Genomic DNA, 17,554 nt, shown 5'->3' on the forward strand with positions numbered 1-17,554 from the left:
CACGGCGGACATACGGTCTTACGCCCCCGGAGCGCAGGGCGCGGTGTCGCTAATGAAAAGGCGTTCCAGTTCGCCGTCTCGCAGTGTTGGCTTAGCAAGAACGGAAAGAGGCTGCCTCGAAGCCAGCGCGAGTGCGTATGGATTGTTCGGCTGCGTAAGAACAGGGTCGGTTATGCGCCCGGATACTCTGCCTTCACCGCCGGCGAAACTGACACGGCATGTCCCCGTCTCAACATCCAACTCAGTGATCGAGACAGAAAACTCTTGCTGAGCACCAACCTCCAAGGGAACATCTGCTCGGATCGCTTCGGCTTCAGCTTCACCAATGACTACTGGCGGCACCCCCTCGCCGGCGATCGTCAATGATGTAGCCGACCGCCCAACAGGCTTTACCGCCTGCCGCACAGCTGGTCGAAGGCCGCCAATGAGGCGGTCCAGCGTGTCCATGAGCCGGCCCAGCACGACCTCATCGCGAGTGCCAGCCTGCCGGAGCGCTTGCTCTGCTATTGCTCGTAGGTGCCGCATTTCGTCCTTCCTGCCACTGGCGGCAGAAAACGCCCAGCCGACGAGGGATACCACCAAACCGCCAGCAATGGTGGTCAACAGTGGGTTGGCGTTCAGCCATGCCACCATACCGGTCAAGGTGACGCAGCCGGCCTCAGGTACTGCCAGGACAGCCCTTACGTCAGCGGCATCAACATGCCTCACCACCCGGTTTGTCGCAGCAAAGTTCCCGCAGACAACAAGGATCCGGTTCCACCCGGCCAGCGCCTCAGCGAGGTCAGCCATGTCGATGCGGTGGCTATCCGTCATGCCACCGTCATACCGGATTGGGACGGTTGCAATTGCGGCAGGGTCTTCCTTGAAGCCGCTCAACCCCTTTCGCCTCCGCAGCCAGTACTGGGGGTACGCATGCCTCTGGAACCAGAAAGTGGCCCTACTCGCGCGGCGCTCAGGTCACTACCTCCGGTACCAGGCGCGCCAGATCGGCGGCGAGGCTCGTAGCGACCGGCGCGTCTGTGTAGTCGATCCGGGTGCCATATCCACCTTCGTCCATTGCCGTGCCGCCTCGGCGCAGGCTGGCGCATAGCCGGGCCGCCTTCGCCGCAATTCCTGCCAGGCCATCAGCGGGCGCATCGGCCATGACCGCCAGAGCCGCCGCCAAGTCCTCCCGTGCCGCCTCGCCCGCTCCCACATCGCCGGCGAGGCAGGCTCGGGCATGTCGCGCCTCCGCGTGCCGCGTCTCGGCGAGCAGCGCCATCAACTGCGCGTCGGTGGCCACATCGCCCCGGTCGCATGCGCCAGGTTCGGTGGTAGAGTTTAGGGCAGCCAAGGGTCACGTCTCCATCGCGGCTGGTGGTCAGGCCGGGCGGCGATGTTCCAGCACTCCACCCGGCAGCAACCGTTGCGCATAACGTATATTCACGCAATCGCGATTTGGACGATGCCAGCACCGGGTGGTGCCGAGGTTGGCGGCGGCTCTGGCGCCGCAGCTTCCTCAAGGCGGGCAATGATCAACCCCAGCCTCATCACCAGCCTCGGCGGGGACTCGATGCCCAGGCTGGCCCGGAGTAGGCCGTACTGCGGGGCATGCCGGTGTATGAGGCGGCAGGGACGGAGCGCACGGGCGGTGGCCGGGTAGGAGCGGAAGGGTCCATGCTTCGACATGGGGGCGGGTCTGATCTTCGAGCCATACCCAGAGGGGTCTCAAAATCGAAGGGGGGTGGGGGCGCCACTCAGAGGTCCAGCGCGGGGCGGCGCCAGCGTCCACCTTCGCAGGCCAGCCCTCTCCCGCAGCGAGCCTCCCGTTTATTCGCGGCAGAGCCTGAGCTGGCCAGCCCGCGTTGCGCCGGCCGCGACGGGCCGAAGCGCCCGTCCCCGGCGGCGTCCCGTCTAGCGCTACTGGCGATGAGCAAACGCTTGGCCTTTTGCAAAGCCGAGCCGGGTGGCGCTCAACTAACCGCCTACGTCGCAGCCATCCCCGGAAATCCCGGCTGGTTTCGGGGCGATATTGGAGAACCTGTTGGAGAGGGTGCGGCGACGCGCCCCTAAGCCACTGAAAAAAATGGTGCCCCGTACGGGATTCGAACCCGTGTTACAGCCTTGAAAGGGCCGTGTCCTAGGCCTCTAGACGAACGGGACAGGCTGGGATGGCGGGCGTATGGCGTCACGAGGGCCGATGGTCAACCCCTTTCGGCTCAATCCAGCCCCATCCGGGTCCGGCGCGCAGCCCAGCGCGCGAGGCCAGGCGCCGCGCCCGTCGCGGCCACCAGGACGCCGGGGGCGCGCTCCATCAGTCCACCGGCCAGCCCCGCCAGTCGCATCCCCGGCGCCACCGCCCTCGCCCAGGCGTGATGATGTGTCGCGGCGCCCCCGCCCGCGGCGATCACCGCCGCGGCCCGGGCGCCGGAGGCCAGGGCCATGGCGATACCATCGCCACACAGGGACGGCACCACTGAAGCCTGGTCGCCGACCCGGAACAGCCCCGATGGCCCCGCATCCCGGTGGACGAAGCCGTAGGGCACGCCCGCCACCGTCATCACCCGCGGCCAGGCCGGGCGCGCGCCTGCCAGCAGGTCCCGCGCCAGCACGGACCCCGCCATCACATGCGCCAGCAGCGCCGCCGGCTCCCGCGCCGCCGCCGCCAGGCCGGGCGTGCCAGGTTGCATCGCCATGCACAGGTTTGCACCACCGCCGGCCCGTGGCTGCAGGCCAGCATAGCCGCCGGCGCAGGCGAGCAGGGCGATGGCATCGCCAATGTCCACGCCCTCCAGCGCCAGCTTCAGACCGATTGCCCCGCCGGAAACCAGCCTGGCCTGCCCGCGCAACTCATGCTTTCCCGTCGCCAGGACCAAGGTCTCCGCCTGGAGGACCGCGCCGTCAGCCAGGCGCAGGCGCCAGCCATCGCCATCGCTGTCCGCCGCCACCGCCGCCACACCCCGCCGCAAACGAACGCCCGCCTCGGCAGCGCGGTCCAGCAGCGCGGCATCGAGCGTCGCGCGCGGCAGGCTCCAGGCCTGGAAGGGCAGCATCACGGCGCTGCTGCGCCGCCCGGCGCCGAAGCGGGCCTGCCGGACCGACACCGCGCCCAGCGCCGCGAGGTCCAGGCCGAGCCCGGCCAGCAGGGCCGCCGCATCGGCGCCGAGGAACTCGCCACAGACCTTCTCGGCCGTCACCGCCGCACGTTCCACCAGCACCGGCGACGCGCCGGCGCGCGCGAGTGCGATCGCCGCCGCGGTGCCGGCCGGGCCGCCGCCGAGGACCAGCGTGCTCACGCGCCGCCCGGCCCTTCGACCGCCCAGCGGAACGGCAGCACCCAGCGCGGCGTGGCGTCGATGCCGGCTTCGGCGATCAGGCGCTGCCAATCCGCCCGGTCGAAGCCGCGGGCGATGGAAACCGGACCGTCGTGGCAGACCATGGGATGCATGCGCAGCAGCCGCGTGCCGGCCCAGACCGCGGCCCAGGGGATGGCGTGGCGATGCAGGTCCAGGATCAGCCAGCGCCGCGCCGCGTGGGCCGGAAGCCAGCGCAGGAAGCGCACCAGCGTCGCATCGTCCAGGTGATGCGCGAACAGGCCGCAGACCACCACGTCGAAGCGGCGTTCCGCCGGCAGGTCGAACAGGTCCGCCGTGACCCAGCGCGCCGGCGTCGCCTGCGCCATGGCGTGCCGCTCCGCCCAGGGGCTTCGGTCCAGCCCCCACAGGTCCAGCGCCACGCCGCGCCGTGCGCCCCATTCCGCCATGGCCCGCAGCGCATCGCCGCCACCGGCACCGACATCCAGCACGGACAGCGCCTCGCCGGGATGCTCCCTGTGATGGTCCGGGGCCACCCGGTCCAGGAAGCGCAGCAGCGGCGTGGTGGCGAAGGTCATGCGGTTGATGCGCGCCAGGTCGGCCAGCGCCGCGTCGAAATCGGCCTCGGACTGGCCGGGGTCGTCCATGATCTCGGCGGCCTGGCTGCGCGGCATGGTCAGCCCGCCTCGAAGCGCATCGCCTCGGCCGACAGGCCTGGGCCGAAGGCGAGCGCGCAGCCCAGGCCGGGGCGGCCTTCCGCCAGCATCCGCGCCAGCACGAACAGCACGGTGGCGGAGGACATGTTGCCATGGTCCGACAGTACGTAGCGGCTGGTGGTCAGCGCAGTGTCCGGCAGGTCCAGCCCATGCGCCACCGCGTCCAGGATGCTGCGGCCGCCGGGATGCACCGCCCAGTGTGCCACATCCCGCACGGCCCGCCCGCCCAGCATCACCGGTGCCAGGTCCGGCAGCGCATGCGCCAGGGTGAAGGGCACCATGCCGGACAGCGTCATGTCGAAGCCGGCATCGCCGATGCGCCAGGTGATCTGCTCATGCGCCGCCGGGATCACCACGCTGTCGAAACCCTCCAGCCGCAGCCCCTGCGGATCGGCAGAGACAATGGCGGCGGCGCAGCCATCGGCGAACAGCAGGAAGCACAGCAATTGTTCCAGCGCCGTGGTGTCCTGCAGGTGCAGGGTGCACAGCTCCAGGCACACCACCAGCACCCGCGCCTCCGGCACGCTGCGGGTGATGTGCCAGGCCAGCTTCAGCGCGTTGATCGCCGCCTGGCAGCCCATGAAGCCGACGGTGGTACGCTCCACGTTCAGCGGCAGCCCGAAGCGGGCGATGATGTGACGGTCGAGGCCTGGGGCGACGAAGCCGGTGCAGGTGGCGATGATGATGTGGGTGATGCGCGGCCCCTCATCCTCCAGCCCCAGCCTGAGCAACGCAGCCTCCGCCAGCGCCGGCGCCTCCGCCTCCCATCGCGCCATGCGGGCGCGGGTCGTGGGGAAGGCGCCGCCGTGGCGATAGAAGCCGCAGGCGGTGCCGGAACCTTCGGGCATCGAGGGCTCCAGCACCGAATGGCGCGTCTCGATATCGGCGCGCGCGGCCATGCGGCCAAAGGCGATGCTGTCCCGTCCCAGGGCCTGCCGGCCAGCGAAGGCACGGAAGGCGCCATGCACCTGGTGGCGGGGTGTGGCCGTCGCGATGCGGTTGATAAAGACTTCCTTCATGCATTCCAGGTTGGGATGCGGCGGGCGGGCGAAAGGCCCGGGATGATCACGCAGGCGCCAATCGCCGGATATTCGCGCTCGCGCGTGTGCCATGCAGAAAAGCCGGGACAAAATCCCGGTTTCTTCCGATAAGGGGTGTCCCCGCGGGCCCAAACTCCCATATGGGCCACTCGCCTCCAGGCCCTGGGGGCGGCGCGTTCCCAATCCGTTGCAGGCCCCGCCTGCCGGCCCCCCAGGGCCGGCGCGGGCCCGCGCCGTTGCCGGGGACGCCGTGATGCTGGGTTGGTGAAGACGAAATTCTCGACCGCGGTGCGGGGCGAGGAGGAGCGGATCGACAAATGGACGGCATGTTCGCACGCAAGGCAACGGATCAGGACGAGATGGCCGGCGCGGAGCCGGCGCCCTTCGGCCATGCCGGGACGAATGCCGACTTGTCCGGCCTGCCCGAAGGCGACGCCTTCGACACCGAGATGGTGGCCGACCCGCTGCCGATGGACGAGATCGAGGACGCAGCCAATTCCCTGCTCGAGGAATTCGGCTTCGGCGCCGGTGACGACCGCCGGTCCGAAGGTGGCGACGATGAGGAGGCGCAGAGCCCCTCGCTCGGCGCCGACGAGCCGCTGGAGACGCCGGACGGCCAGCCCGCCGGCCGCAACATCAGCGTGGCCGCCGCCGCCGCCGCCAGCCGCTCCGACGACCCGGTGGCGCTGTTCCTGCGGGAAATGGGCGTCGCCGAGCCGCTGACGCGCGAGGCCGAGATCGCCATCGCCCAGCGCATCGAGGCCGGCCGCGACGCCATGCTGGCCGCGCTGTGCGAGAGCCCGACCACCGCCGCCGCGCTGGAATCCTGGCGCGACGCGATCGCCGCCGGCCGTATGCCGCTGCGCGACGTGATCGAGCTGGAGGCGACCGCCGCCGCCAGCCTGCCCGAGGAGACGCTGCTGGAGCCGGCGCCGGAGGGCGAGGATGCCGCCGTCGAGGCGCCGCACGCAACGATCGACGCCCGGCTGAAGCCGGAGGCGCTGGCCGCCATCGAGACGGCGCTGGAAGGCCTCGCCACGCTGCGCGCCGCCGGCCCGAAGGCCGCGAAGGCGCGGGCCGAGGCGGTGGCCCTGGTCACCGGCCTGCGCCTGCGCCCGGCGCGGATCGAGGAGCTGATCGAGCGGCTGCGCGAGGCGAACCGCGCGCTGATGATGCTGGACGGCCGTGCGCTCCGCCTGGCCGAGGCCGCCCGCATCAGCCGTGGCGAGTTCCTCAAGCTGTGGAATGGCGGTGCGTCCGGGGCCGCTTCGCGCCTCGAAGGTGCCGCAAAGGGCGCCGGGCTGCGCGACTTGAAGGCAGGCCTGGTCGAGGTGCGCGCCGACCTGGCGCGGATCGAGGCCGCCTGCGGCCTGACCGCCCCGCAACTGCGCCGCCTGCACACCGAGGCCGCCGGCGCCGAGCGCGACATGCGCCGGGCGCGGGAGGAGCTGACGCGGGCCAATCTGCGCCTGGTGGTCTACATCGCGCGCAAGTACCGCAACCGCGGCCTGATGCTGGGCGACCTGATCCAGGAAGGCAGCCTCGGCCTGATGCGCGCGGTCGAGAAGTTCGACTGGCGGCGGGGGTTCAAGTTCGCGACCTACGCGACCTGGTGGATCCGGCAGTCCGTCACCCGCGCCATCGCGGACCAGTCGCGCACCATTCGCGTGCCCGTCCACATGACGGAGACGGTGGGCAAGGTGGTCCGCACCGGCCGCCGCCTGGCGCAGCAGACCGGCCGCGAGCCGACGCCGGAGGAACTCGCGAACCGGCTCGGCATGCCGCTCGAGAAGGTGCGCACCGTGCAGGGCCTGGCGAAGGAGCCGGTGAGCCTGGAGGCCCCGATCGGCGAGGAGGGCGATGCCCGCCTCGGCGACCTGATCGAGGACAAGGACGCCATCCTGCCCTTCGATGCCGCCGCCCGCGCCGGGCTGCGCGATGCCGCCGGCAAGGTGCTGGGCGACCTGACGCCGCGCGAGGAACGCATCCTGCGGATGCGCTTCGGCATCGGCATGAACAGCGAGCACACGCTCGAGGAAGTCGGCCGCACCTTCGGCGTCACCCGCGAGCGCATCCGCCAGATCGAGGCGAAGGCGCTCGGCAAGCTGCGCCAATCCTCCCAGGGCCGCGCCCTGCGCAGCTTCCTGGAAGCCTGACATGAAAGCCCTCTCCCCCTCGGGGGAGAGGGCGGGGTGAGGGGGATTGCGCACCCTCCCCCGAAGGAGCCCCCATGGCCCCCCGCATTCCCTTCGACAACACCTATGCCCGCCTGCCGGACCGCTTCTTCGCCCGGCAGTCCCCCGTCCCGGTCGCGGCGCCACGCCTGGTCCGGCTGAACCACGCCCTGGCCGCCGATCTCGGCATCGACCCGGCGGCACTCACCGCCGAGGTCCTCGCCGGCAACACCGTGCCGGAGGGCGCGGAGCCCCTCGCCCAGGCCTATGCCGGGCACCAGTTCGGCCATTTCACCCCGCGCCTCGGCGATGGCCGCGCGATCCTGCTCGGCGAAGTCCTCGGGCGCGACGGCCAGCGGCGCGACATCCAGCTGAAGGGCTCCGGCCCCACGCCATTCTCCCGCCACGCCGATGGCCGCGCGGCACTCGGCCCGGTGCTGCGCGAATTCCTCATCAGCGAGGCGATGGCGGCCTACGGCGTGCCCACCACCCGGTCGCTGGCCGTGGTCACCACCGGCGAGGAGGTGATGCGGGAAACGCCCCTGCCCGGCGGCGTGCTGACCCGAATCGCCGCCAGCCACATCCGCGTCGGCACCTTCCAGTTCTTCGCCGCACGCGGCGATGCCGAGGCCGTGCAGATCCTGCTCGACCACGCCATCGCCCGGCATGACCCGGAGGCCGCGGGTGCCGAACGCCCGGCGCTCGCCTTCTTCCGCGGCGTGGTGGCGCGGCAGGCGGCGCTGGTGGCGCGCTGGCTCGGGCTCGGCTTCATCCATGGCGTGATGAACACCGACAACATGGCCGTCTCCGGCGAAACCATCGACTACGGCCCCTGCGCCTTCCTCGACGCCTACGACCCCGCCACGGTGTTCAGCTCCATCGACCACGCCGGCCGCTACGCCTACGCCAACCAGCCGCGCATCGCGCAGTGGAACCTGGCGCGGCTGGCGGAGACGCTGCTGCCGCTGATGGGCGACGGCGAGGAGGCCGCCATGCAGGCCGCCCAGGCCGCGCTGATGGAATTCGGGCCCATTTTCCAGAGCGCGTGGCTGGCCGGGATGCGGGGGAAGTTCGGCTTCGGCGCCGTGCAGGAGGATGACCCGGCCCTGATCCAGGACCTGCTGTCCCGCATGGCCGCGAACGAGGCCGACTTCACGCTGACCTTCCGCGCCCTGTCGACGGACCCCGCCGCCGCACGGGCGCTGTTCGCCGACCCCGCCGCCTTCGATGGCTTCGCGACCGCCTGGTCGGCGCGCCGGGCGCAGGGGGCGCTGGACCCGGCGGCGATGCAGGCCACCAACCCCGCCTTCATCCCGCGCAACCACCTGGTGGAGGAGGCCATCGCCGCCGCCGTGACGCGCGACGACTTCACGGTGTTCGACACGCTGGTTGAGGTGCTGTCCCGGCCCTTCGAGGACCAGCCGGACCACCCCCGCCACGCGCTGCCGCCGAAGCCGGAGGAGCGCGTGCTGCAGACCTTCTGCGGAACCTGAGTTCAGCCCAGCTTCACGCGCACCACGCGGCCGTCGCCGGGCTGGGTCATCGCTAGGTGGTACAGCAGGGCGCGGATCGTCATGGCGACCGCCAGCATCTCGCCGCCCTCCTCCACCGCGATGGAAGTGATGACGTTCCACTGGACGAAGGCCGCTTCCTCCCCGGACTCGGCGACAAGGCCGGCCTCGACCAGTTCCATGCCGATGGCGCAGGCGAGGAACAGCACGGCGGCACTCGCCAGCCACCATTTCGTGCTGGGTGGCAGGCGCAGCCAGAAGGGCAGCAGGATCAGCATGCAGACGACCGCGAGGATCCCGAAGGGGATCACCCAGACATAGTACAGCATGCCGTCTTCCGCCTGGCGGTCGCCAAGGTGGTTGACGATCTCATGCAGGGCTGTCGCTTCGTCCACCGCCATGTACACCAGCAGCACGGTGATGAAGGCCCAGGCGCGTCCGTCGCGAGAGGCAAGGCCGCCCTCGACCCGCGACAGCACCGCAGCGACGACGCCGGCGGCCAGCAGCATGACGGCGGAGAAGAAGGCGGGGATGCTGGCTTCGGTGAACAGTTGGAACCGTTTGCTAAGCCCCATCATGTAGTCGCGCCCGGTCTCGAGATGGACCCAGGAAACCGCGAGGTGCGCCAGCAGGAGTAGGATGATGACGGCACACTGCCAGAAAAAGACCCTCGACGGATCGATCTCGATACGGCTTCTAGTCTGGAAATCAAGTGAATCATACCGAGTTTGCATGTCACTTGCAGGGCTGAAACCAGGATTCAACTGACCAATCTCCACCGGTTTGCATACATTCGCGCTCCATTACTTATTCGTTCTGGATGGCAGCGACATGACGGCTGGTTTAGTCTTAAAACTGCAATTCGGCATTCGCTGATTTGTCACAAGGGCTTGTGGCCTGCCGGTGCCAGGGTCGAAGCTTCCGGACGAAGCAAGGGGACCACGGCATGGGATCGCGGGAATGACGCCGGTGCGGCTGCGCCAGGCCTGGGCCGACCTGATGGCGTCGTTCTGGCTGCGACCCTCCGCCATGACCCTTTTCGCCATAGTTTTGGCGATCGGGCTGATCAGCGCGGAGGGCGTCGTCCAGCTGCCGGACTGGCTGGGCGACTGGGTCTATGCCGGCGGGACGGCCGGGGCGCGGGATGTGCTGGGCTCCGTCGCGGGGGCCACCATCGGCGTCGCCGGCACCACCTTTTCCATCACCGTCGCGGCGCTGACGCTCGCATCGAACCAGATGGGTCCACGGCTGCTGCGCAACTTCACCCGCGACCCGGGCAACCAGTATGCGCTGGGCGCCTTCCTGGCGACCTTCGCCTATTCGCTGGTGGCGCTGCGGTCCGTGCATGAGGCGGAGGAAGGCGCCTTCGTCCCGCAACTGGCGGTGTCCGTCGGGCTGCTGATGGCCTTCGGCTGCGTCGGCGTGCTGATCTGGTTCCTGCACCATGTCGCCACCTCCATCAGCGTGGACCGTGTCGTGGCGCTGGTGCACCGCGACCTGACGGCGGCGCTGGAACAGGTGGCCGGCGATGCGGCGGATCTGCCGCCGGAGCCCCGCCCCGGCGGGCCGACCGCCCTCCTCACCGCCTCCGCCAGCGGCTACCTGCGCGTGCTGGACGAGGACAGGCTGGCGGATTGGGCGGCGGGGCAGGACGCCGTGCTGTGGCTCAGCCTGCGCCCCGGCGATTTCGTCTTCGCCGGAACCGAGGTGGCGGAGGTGGTGCCGGCCCACCTGCGGGCGGAAGCGCAGGACCTGCTCGGCCAGGCGCTGTCGCTCGGCGATGCCCGCAGCGTCGAGCAGGACCTGGAATTCGCGGTGCGGCAACTGGTGGAAATCGCGCTCCGCGCCCTGTCCCCCGGCATCAACGACCCGTTCACCGCCATTGCCGTGCTGGACCGGCTGGGCGCGGCCTTGTGCGACCTCGCCGGGCGGTCGTTGCCCTCGACCCAGGTGCAGCGGGAGGGCCGCACCCGCCTGGTCCGGCCGGTGACGGATTATCCCGGCCTGGTCGACGCCATGTTCCACATGCTGCGCCAGGCCGCACCGACGCAGCCCGCGGTGGTCATCCGGCTGCTGGAGGTGCTGGCTGCCGTCGCCAAGGTGGAACGCGACCCGGCGCGCCGGGCGGTGCTGCGTGGGCACATGGACCTGGCGCGGGATGCCGGTTTCGACGGAAGCCAGGACGCCGCGGCACGCCAGGCGCTGGTCGCGCGGCACGCCGCGGCGCTGGCGCTGCTGCGCGGCTGAGTGCTACGCGACCGGGCGCGCCTGCGGCCGCAGCGCGAGCGCCAGCCCGGCGCCGAGCACCAGCACGAACAGCAGCCCGCCCGGCACCCACATCAGCAACCCGCCGAGCTGCTGGTCCTCGAGCGGCGTGAAGCCCCAGGGCAGCGTCACATCCGGCGCGTGCACGGCGTAAAGCGGCCGCGGCGCGAAGGTCAGCAGCGCGCCGAGCACGCCCATCTGGATCGCCGTCGCCAAAGCCGCGACGGCGGTGCCGAGCGGCCGTGTGGGGCCGTGCCGCACGAGAGCCGCCCAGAACCAAGTGGCGGAGACGGCCAGCGACAGGTGCATCAGCCAATAGGCGATGCCGTCCCCGGCGAAGGTCGCGGCGTAGGGCCCCGGCAGGTGCCAGAGCCACAGCAGCACCGCGAAGCCCACCGCCGGCAGCGCCACGCCGCCCAGCCGCACCAGGCGCAGCCGCGTCGCCGCCATCGCCAGCAGCGGCGCCGCCGCCAGCACCACCACCAGGTGCTGCGTCACCCGCACGCTGAACAGGGCGACGGACAGGCTGCACAAGGGGGAAACCAGCGCCACCGCCAGCATCCCCCAGCCGGCCAGCGACCATCCGGCCTCCCGCCGCCCCAGACACAGGCTGCCGGCAGCGCCGGCCAGCAGCACGGCGAGCAGAACCGGATGGGTGTTCCAGGTGGCCATGCCGGGCAGCGGCGGCAGGCCGCAGAAGGGAATTTCGGTCACGCCTGCAACCTCCTGCGATCGGGGTCCATGTCCTATTCCGCCGGCTGCGGCGCGCCGTCGCGCTCCAGCCGCCGCAACTCCGCCGCCCGTGCCCCGGGCGCGCTGGTGAAGCGGGCCAGCAGGGCATAGGCGACCGGCACCACGAACAACGTCAGCAGGGTGCCGAGGGTCAAGCCGCCGGCGATCACCAAGCCGATGGTGCTGCGCGATTCGGCCCCGGCCCCGGTGGCGAAGGCCAGCGGCAGCGCGCCGAGGATGCTGGCGGCCGTGGTCATCAGGATCGGGCGCAGCCGCAGTGCCGCGGCCTCCTCCGCCGCCTCGGCCGGCGCCAGGCCCTCGTCGCGCAGCTGGTTGGCGAATTCGACCAGCAGGATGCCGTTCTTGGCCACCAGGCCGATCAGCAGCACCATGCCGATCTGGCTGTAGATGTTCACCGTCAGCCCGGCCGCCAGCAGCGTCAGCAGCCCGCCGGCCAGCGCCAGGGGGGCCGCCGTCATCACGATCAGCGGGTGCAGGAAGCTCTCGAACTGCGCCGCCAGCACCAGGAAGGTCAGCACCAGCACCAGGGCGAAGATCACCAGCACCGCCTGCCCGGTCTCCTGCAAATCGAGGCTCTCGCCGAGCCAGCGCAGCGTCGCATCGCCCGGCAGCGCCTCCGCGGCAGTGGCCTCCGTGCGGTCGATCATCGTGCCCAGCGTGGCGCCGGGCGCCAGGTTGGCGCCGATCTCGACGGCGGCCAGGCGGTCCACCCGGCGCAGCTCCCGCACCGTGCCGACCTCGCGCAACTCCACGACCGAGGACAGCGGGATCAGCTCCCCGGTGCGGGCGCGCAGATGGACGTTGCGGACATCGCCGGGCGCGGCGCGCTCCTCGGCCTCGGCGGCCAGGATCACCTCGTATTCCTCGCCGCGGTCGAGCCAGCGCGTCACCTCGCGCTCGCCGAACAGAACCCCCAGCGTGTCGCCGATCACGGCCGCATCCAGGCCCAGCGCCGAGGCGCGGTCGCGGTCGATGCGGATCTCGAGCTGCGGCTTGGTCGCCTTGTCGGAGGTATCGAGGGCGACGAGCCCGGGGATGGCGCCGGCCTCGGCCAGCATGGTGGCGCCCCACTCGCGCACCCGCTCCCGCTCCGTCCCCGCGACCGCGAAGCGGAACTGCCGGCCGCTGCGGCGCTGGCCGAGCTTGGGCGGCGCGACGGCGAAGGCACGGATGCCGGGAATCGCCGCCAGCCGCCCGCGCAGCTCCGCCACAAGGGCGGCCTGCGACACCTCGCGATCCGCCCAGGGCTTCAGGCGCAGGATGACGATGGCGCGGTTGGTCTGCGCCGCGCCGCCACGGCCGGGGGCGACGATGGAGAGGAACTCCTCCGCCGGGGCGTCATCCCCCACGAAGGGCGCCAGCGCCGCCTCGATCTTCAGGACCGAGGCCAGCGTATCCGGATATCCGGCACCCTCCGGACCTTCGGCGATGATGAGGACGGAGCCGCGATCCTCATCGGGCGCCAGTTCCTGCGGCAGCGCCATCCAGGCCAGCCCGCCGGCCCCGGCGAAGACCAGGCCGCCGAGCAGGACCAGCGCCGGGGCACCGAGCAGCACCCGCAGCGCGCCGCGATAGCGGTCCCGCAGCCAGTCCTGCGCGCGGAGGCTGGTGCGGGCGATCCGCCCATCCTCCTGCATCCCGGCAAAGACCCGCGCCGACATCAGCGGCGCCAGAGTCAGCGCCGCGGCGGTGGAGAACACCACGCAGGCCGCCAGCACCACGGCGAATTCCGCGAACAGGCTGCCGACATTGCCCTGCAGGAAGGCCAGCGGCAGGATCACCGACAGCAGCGCGGCGGAGGAGGCGAAGACCGCGAAGCCCACCTGCCGCGTCGCCCGCACCGCCGCCAGCAGGACCGGCTCGCCCTGCTGCTGCCGCCGGCGGATGTTCTCCAGGATCACCACGGCATCGTCGACGCAGAAGCCGATGGCCAGGATCACCGCCAGGATGGTCAGCACGTTGATGGAATACCCCAGCGCCGCCGCCACCGCGACGGCGGGGATGATGGCGGCCGGGATGGTCACCGCCGGGATCAGCGTGGCGCGCAGCGAGCCCAGGAACAGGAAGATGACCGCGATGATGATGGCGATGGTGATCGCCAGCGTCCAGGCGACGTTGGCCAGCGTCTCCCGGATGAACAGCGCCTCGTCGTAGGACAGTTGCAGGGAAACGCCCGGCGGCAGCGACGCGCCCAGCCGTTCCGCGGTCTCGGCGATGCCGGATGAGACCTCCAGCGCATTGGCGTCGGAGCGCCGCAGGATGCCGATGGCGATCGCCTCCCCGCCCCCGGCGCGGAAGGCCGAGCGGTAGTTCTCGACGCCGATCTCGACGCGCGCCACGTCGCCGAGGCGGACGCGGCCGGCGCTGGCCCCCTCCCCTTCCCGCAGCACCAGCCCGCGAAAATCCTCGACGGAGCCGAGGCGGGTCAGCGCCCGCAGCGTGAGTTCCTGTAGCCCGGTCTCCAGCCGTCCGGCCGGAACCTCCAGGTTTTCCGCCCGCAGCCGGTTCGCCACATCCACCGGCGTCAGCCCGCGCGCGGCCAGCGCCGCTTGGTCGAGCCAGACCCTCATGGCATAGCGCCGCCCGCCATAGATCTCGACGCCCGCGACCCCCGGCACGATGCCGAGCGCATCGACCAGGCGCCGCTCCGCCAGGTCGGTCAGTTCGGCGGTGTTCAGGCTGTCCGAGCGGAGCGTGAGGTACATCACCGCGTCCTCGTCGGCGGAGGCCTTCTCCACCACCGGGTCCTCGATCCCGGCCGGCAGGTCCCGGCGGGTGCCGGCGACCTTGTCGCGCACCTCCGCCGCCGCGGCATCCAGGTCGGTGCCGGTGGTCAGCTCGATGATGATGATCGAGGTCTCGTCGCGGGTGATGGACCGGATGATGCGGATGCCGGCGATGCCGGACAGGTTGTCCTCGATGATGCGCGTCACCTCGCGCTCCACCACCTCCGCCGGCGCGCCGTTGTACAGGGTGCGGACGGAGACCACCGGCGGGTCCACGTCCGGATATTCGCGGACGGACAGGGTGAAGGCGGCGCCGATGCCGATCGCGACCAGCAGCAGGTTGAAGGCGAGCGCCAGGACCGGGCGCAGCACCGGCAGGTCGAACAGGCTTTTCATCGGCGCTCGGCCACCGCGGCCGGGGCGGCGGCATCGACTCGGGCGCCGTCCTGCAACCCCTGCAGGCCTTCCAGCACCACCTGGGCGCCGGCCATCAACCCGTCCTGGATCTCCATGCGTTCCGGCAGGCGCTGGCCGATGCGGACCGGGGTGCGGCGGGCGATGCCGTCCTCGACCCGGAACACGAACTGCTCCGGCCCCTGGAGCACCACGGCGCGGGGCGGCACCGTCACCGCCTGTTCCACCACCTCCGCCGCCACCACCACCTGCATCAGCATGCCCGGGCGCAGCGCGCGATCCGCGTTGGGCAGGCGCGCCTGGATGATCACGGTGCGCAGCGCCGGGTCGACGCGGGGCGCCACGATGCGCACCTCGCCCTCGAACACCCGGCCCGGCAGGGCGGTGGAGGTGGCGCGGATCGCGGCGCCCTCCGCGATGCGCGCGGCTTCCTGTTCCGGCACGGCGAAGCGCAGGTCGATGGGGTCCACGGCGTCCAGCGGCACCAGCGGCGTGCCCGCCTGCACCAGCGTGCCGACGCTGACCTGCTTCAGCCCGAGGCGGCCGGCGAACGGCGCGACGATGCGCGATTGCGACAGCCGCGATTCGGCCGCCGCCACCCGCGCCTGTGCCCCGGCCAGGCGCTGGCGCAGGTCTGCCACGTCGCCGAGCGGGGCGAAGCCGCCACGGGCGAGGCGGGAGGAGCGCGACAATTGCTGTTCCAGCTCCGCCGCCTCGGCCTGTGCGGCCTGCGCCTCGGCCTCCGCAGGACCCGGATCGAGCGTGACCAGCACCTCGCCCTCGGCCACCTCGGCGCCTTCCTCGAAGCGCAGTTCCGTCACGCGCCCGGTGATCTCGGCGGCCAGCATGACGCTGCTGGTGGCGACGATGGTGCCAAGCGCACGGATCTCCCGCACCAGGGGGCCGGCTTCGGCGGTGGCGAGCACCACGGGCGTTGGTGGGGGCGCGGGTGCGTCGGCCTGCCGGTCCGGCGCGGGCCACATCAGCCAGGCCGCAAGGCCCACGGCGAGCACGGCCAGCGCGCCGCCGGCCAGGGCGAAGCGGCGACCGGCCGACGAGGCGTCACGTTGCTTGGCTGTCATCCGCCTTGCAACGATCCCGGCGCGGCGGGAGTTGCCGGCGATCCCGCGACGGCAACAAACCGTCACAAACGGTCGAGCTGCGGCAGCATGACCTTGGCGACCCGGGCCGTCAGGCCGTTCCAGCTGACCGGGACAGGTGGCGTTCTGCAATCATTCCCGTCGGGTAGAGCCGCCCGCCCGACTCCGCCCGCATCGCCTCCAACACGAAGCCGCGCGGCAATTCCAGGCGCTCGGCCAGCGGCGCCGCGTCGCGGGCCGCATCCCAGGCGGCGGCGAGCGGACGCCCCTCGCAGCCCTCGGTGCCCAGGCCGAGAAGATGCAGCACGGTGGGCGCGATGTCGGTCAGGTCGGCCGGCGCCTCCGCCACCGCGCCGCGGCGGAAGCCGCCGCCCTGCATCACCAGAACCGTCGCCAGTTCCGCCCGGTGCAGCCCGCCATGCATGCCGCCGCCTTCCGGCACGTCCGGCGCATCGAAGGGCGCATGTCCGGGCAGGCCCCATTCATCGGCCTCCGCATGGCCGGCAAAGGTGGCGACGAGGTCTGCGCTGCGGCGATGACCGCTGCCGAGCACGGACAGCGCCATGGCCTGGCCCGCCGGCAGGATGGCCGGATCGCGCGCCAGCAACGGCCCGGCCCAGGCCTGCGTCGCCAGGAAATCCGCCACCTGCGGCGCCAGCGCAGGATTACGGAACCACAGCCCGGGCGCGGCGGCCGGCGCCACCACCACATCGACATCCGGCGCCAGGCCATCGCCGGCGCGGAAGCCGGCGCGGCGCAATTCGGCGGCCAGGGACATCTTGCCACGGCCGGTGACATGGCCGTGGTCGGACAGCACGATGAGGCCGATCTCCGCCGCATCCGGCTGGGCATCCCGCCACGCGACCACCTGGCCCACCACGGCATCCGCGGCCCGCAGCCCCTGCTGTGCCGCCGGGGATCGCAGGCCGCCCCAGTGGAACGCAATATCCGGCTCCGACAGCCAGAGCAGCGCCACATCGGGCCGCAGCTTTGGCAGCACGTGTTCCAGCAGCACCCGCCCGGCATGGGCGATGCGGCCCAGGTTCGGCACGGCATGCGGTGGGGTCTCGCCCACCTCGGCCCGCACCAGCGCGGCGGTCGCGCCCTCGGTATCCTCCACATTCCAGCGGAAGCCGCCGAGCCTCTCCGCCGCCGGATGCAGCAGCCGCGCGGCGCCCGCGGTGCCGGCGCTGACCAGGGCGAAGCTGCGCCCCGCCTCGGCCAGGCGCTCGCCCAGGCTCGGGCGTTCCAGCGGGCTTTCGGCACCCTGCGCCAGGGCCAGCACATCGGCCACCAGCTTGGTCCGCAACAGCCGGCCAGGTGCCACGGCGGCATCGAACAGCGTGTTGGCGACCATGCCATGCCCGCCCGGCCGGCACCCGGTTATCAGGGAGGGCGTCGCCACCCGCGTCTCGCTCGGGAAGACGCTGCGGGCATTGGCGAAGCGCGTGCCGGCGGTGGCGAGCGCGGCCAGGTGCGGCGTGGCCTGCGCCGAGACCATGTCCGGGCGCAGCCCGTCGAGGGCGATCAGGACGAAACGGGGCATCCGGTCGAAGTCTCCC

The 17,554-nt window shown here is 71.7% G+C and carries 13 protein-coding genes and 1 tRNA gene; 3 read left to right on the forward strand and 11 right to left on the reverse strand.

Annotation, left to right across the window (positions count from 1 at the left end):
- Positions 1-18: 18 nt before the first annotated feature.
- The 6 genes from ACFHPP_RS10620 to ACFHPP_RS10645 all read right to left on the reverse strand — a co-directional run bounded on the left by ACFHPP_RS10620 (position 19) and on the right by ACFHPP_RS10645 (position 5,028).
- The gene (locus ACFHPP_RS10620) at positions 19-876 is read right to left on the reverse strand and encodes a hypothetical protein (RefSeq protein WP_437163242.1); all 858 of its coding nucleotides are present in this window, start codon (positions 874-876) and stop codon (positions 19-21) included.
- A gap of 76 nt (positions 877-952) precedes the next feature.
- Positions 953-1,282, reverse strand: a complete 330-nt coding sequence (locus ACFHPP_RS10625) for a hypothetical protein (protein WP_437163243.1) — start codon at positions 1,280-1,282, stop codon at positions 953-955.
- Between the two features lie 784 nt (positions 1,283-2,066).
- A tRNA-Glu gene (locus ACFHPP_RS10630) sits at positions 2,067-2,142 on the reverse strand.
- Positions 2,143-2,198: 56 nt separating this feature from the next.
- Positions 2,199-3,275 carry an FAD-dependent oxidoreductase gene (locus tag ACFHPP_RS10635; RefSeq protein WP_437163244.1) on the reverse strand — a complete coding sequence of 359 codons (1,077 nt, stop codon included), beginning with the start codon at positions 3,273-3,275 and terminating at the stop codon, positions 2,199-2,201.
- Entirely contained in the window at positions 3,272-3,967 is a 696-nt protein-coding gene (locus tag ACFHPP_RS10640; protein WP_437163245.1) for a methyltransferase domain-containing protein, read from the reverse strand. The genes ACFHPP_RS10635 and ACFHPP_RS10640 overlap by 4 nt, the downstream gene beginning before the upstream one ends.
- 2 nt (positions 3,968-3,969) lie before the next feature.
- Complete coding sequence (locus ACFHPP_RS10645; protein ID WP_437163246.1) at positions 3,970-5,028, reverse strand: type III polyketide synthase; 1,059 nt, start codon at positions 5,026-5,028, stop codon at positions 3,970-3,972.
- Between the two features lie 338 nt (positions 5,029-5,366).
- Between ACFHPP_RS10645 and rpoD the strand changes: the two genes are divergently transcribed.
- Together rpoD and ACFHPP_RS10655 are read left to right on the forward strand one after the other, a co-directional pair.
- Positions 5,367-7,205, forward strand: a complete 1,839-nt coding sequence (gene rpoD, locus ACFHPP_RS10650; RefSeq protein ID WP_437163247.1) for an RNA polymerase sigma factor RpoD — start codon at positions 5,367-5,369, stop codon at positions 7,203-7,205.
- 74 nt (positions 7,206-7,279) lie between these two features.
- On the forward strand, positions 7,280-8,716 hold the full coding sequence (locus ACFHPP_RS10655; RefSeq protein WP_437163248.1) for a protein adenylyltransferase SelO: 1,437 nt from the start codon (positions 7,280-7,282) through the stop codon (positions 8,714-8,716).
- A 2-nt stretch (positions 8,717-8,718) separates the two neighbouring features.
- Here the strand turns inward: ACFHPP_RS10655 and ACFHPP_RS10660 are convergent, their stop codons facing one another.
- Positions 8,719-9,312 (reverse strand): hypothetical protein, encoded by a 594-nt coding sequence (locus ACFHPP_RS10660; protein WP_437163249.1) that lies wholly within the window; start codon positions 9,310-9,312, stop codon positions 8,719-8,721.
- Positions 9,313-9,694: 382 nt separating this feature from the next.
- Here ACFHPP_RS10660 and ACFHPP_RS10665 point away from each other — a divergent pair, with 382 nt between their 5' ends.
- Entirely contained in the window at positions 9,695-10,981 is a 1,287-nt protein-coding gene (locus ACFHPP_RS10665; RefSeq protein WP_437163250.1) for a DUF2254 domain-containing protein, read from the forward strand.
- A 3-nt stretch (positions 10,982-10,984) separates the two neighbouring features.
- Here the strand turns inward: ACFHPP_RS10665 and ACFHPP_RS10670 are convergent, their stop codons facing one another.
- The 4 genes from ACFHPP_RS10670 to ACFHPP_RS10685 all read right to left on the reverse strand — a co-directional run bounded on the left by ACFHPP_RS10670 (position 10,985) and on the right by ACFHPP_RS10685 (position 17,538).
- Positions 10,985-11,713, reverse strand: coding sequence for a cytochrome c oxidase assembly protein (locus ACFHPP_RS10670; protein WP_437163251.1), 729 nt, complete (start codon positions 11,711-11,713; stop codon positions 10,985-10,987).
- 32 nt (positions 11,714-11,745) lie between these two features.
- Positions 11,746-14,874, reverse strand: a complete 3,129-nt coding sequence (locus ACFHPP_RS10675) for an efflux RND transporter permease subunit (RefSeq protein ID WP_437163252.1) — start codon at positions 14,872-14,874, stop codon at positions 11,746-11,748.
- Positions 14,871-15,974, reverse strand: coding sequence for an efflux RND transporter periplasmic adaptor subunit (locus ACFHPP_RS10680; RefSeq protein WP_437163253.1), 1,104 nt, complete (start codon positions 15,972-15,974; stop codon positions 14,871-14,873). Before ACFHPP_RS10680 ends, ACFHPP_RS10675 begins: the two co-directional genes overlap by 4 nt.
- 109 nt (positions 15,975-16,083) lie before the next feature.
- A complete protein-coding gene (locus ACFHPP_RS10685) occupies positions 16,084-17,538 on the reverse strand; it encodes an alkaline phosphatase family protein (protein WP_437163254.1) in 1,455 nt (484 codons plus the stop codon).
- Positions 17,539-17,554 lie beyond the last annotated feature (16 nt).

The organism is Falsiroseomonas sp. E2-1-a20 (assembly GCF_051433195.1).
In the GTDB taxonomy this organism is placed as follows: Bacteria; Pseudomonadota; Alphaproteobacteria; order Acetobacterales; family Acetobacteraceae; genus Falsiroseomonas.

Excerpts from the sequence above, each read along its gene's own strand:
- ACFHPP_RS10675 (WP_437163252.1), bottom strand. The coding sequence starts at position 14,874 with ATGAAAAGCCTGTTCGACCTGCCGGTGCTGCGCCCGGTCCTGGCGCTC.
- ACFHPP_RS10685 (WP_437163254.1), bottom strand. The coding sequence starts at position 17,538 with ATGCCCCGTTTCGTCCTGATCGCCCTCGACGGGCTGCGCCCGGACATG.
- ACFHPP_RS10665 (WP_437163250.1), top strand. The coding sequence starts at position 9,695 with ATGACGCCGGTGCGGCTGCGCCAGGCCTGGGCCGACCTGATGGCGTCG.
- ACFHPP_RS10660 (WP_437163249.1), bottom strand. The coding sequence starts at position 9,312 with ATGATGGGGCTTAGCAAACGGTTCCAACTGTTCACCGAAGCCAGCATC.
- ACFHPP_RS10655 (WP_437163248.1), top strand. The coding sequence starts at position 7,280 with ATGGCCCCCCGCATTCCCTTCGACAACACCTATGCCCGCCTGCCGGAC.
- rpoD (WP_437163247.1), top strand. The coding sequence starts at position 5,367 with ATGGACGGCATGTTCGCACGCAAGGCAACGGATCAGGACGAGATGGCC.
- ACFHPP_RS10680 (WP_437163253.1), bottom strand. The coding sequence starts at position 15,974 with ATGACAGCCAAGCAACGTGACGCCTCGTCGGCCGGTCGCCGCTTCGCC.
- ACFHPP_RS10640 (WP_437163245.1), bottom strand. The coding sequence starts at position 3,967 with ATGCCGCGCAGCCAGGCCGCCGAGATCATGGACGACCCCGGCCAGTCC.
- ACFHPP_RS10645 (WP_437163246.1), bottom strand. The coding sequence starts at position 5,028 with ATGAAGGAAGTCTTTATCAACCGCATCGCGACGGCCACACCCCGCCAC.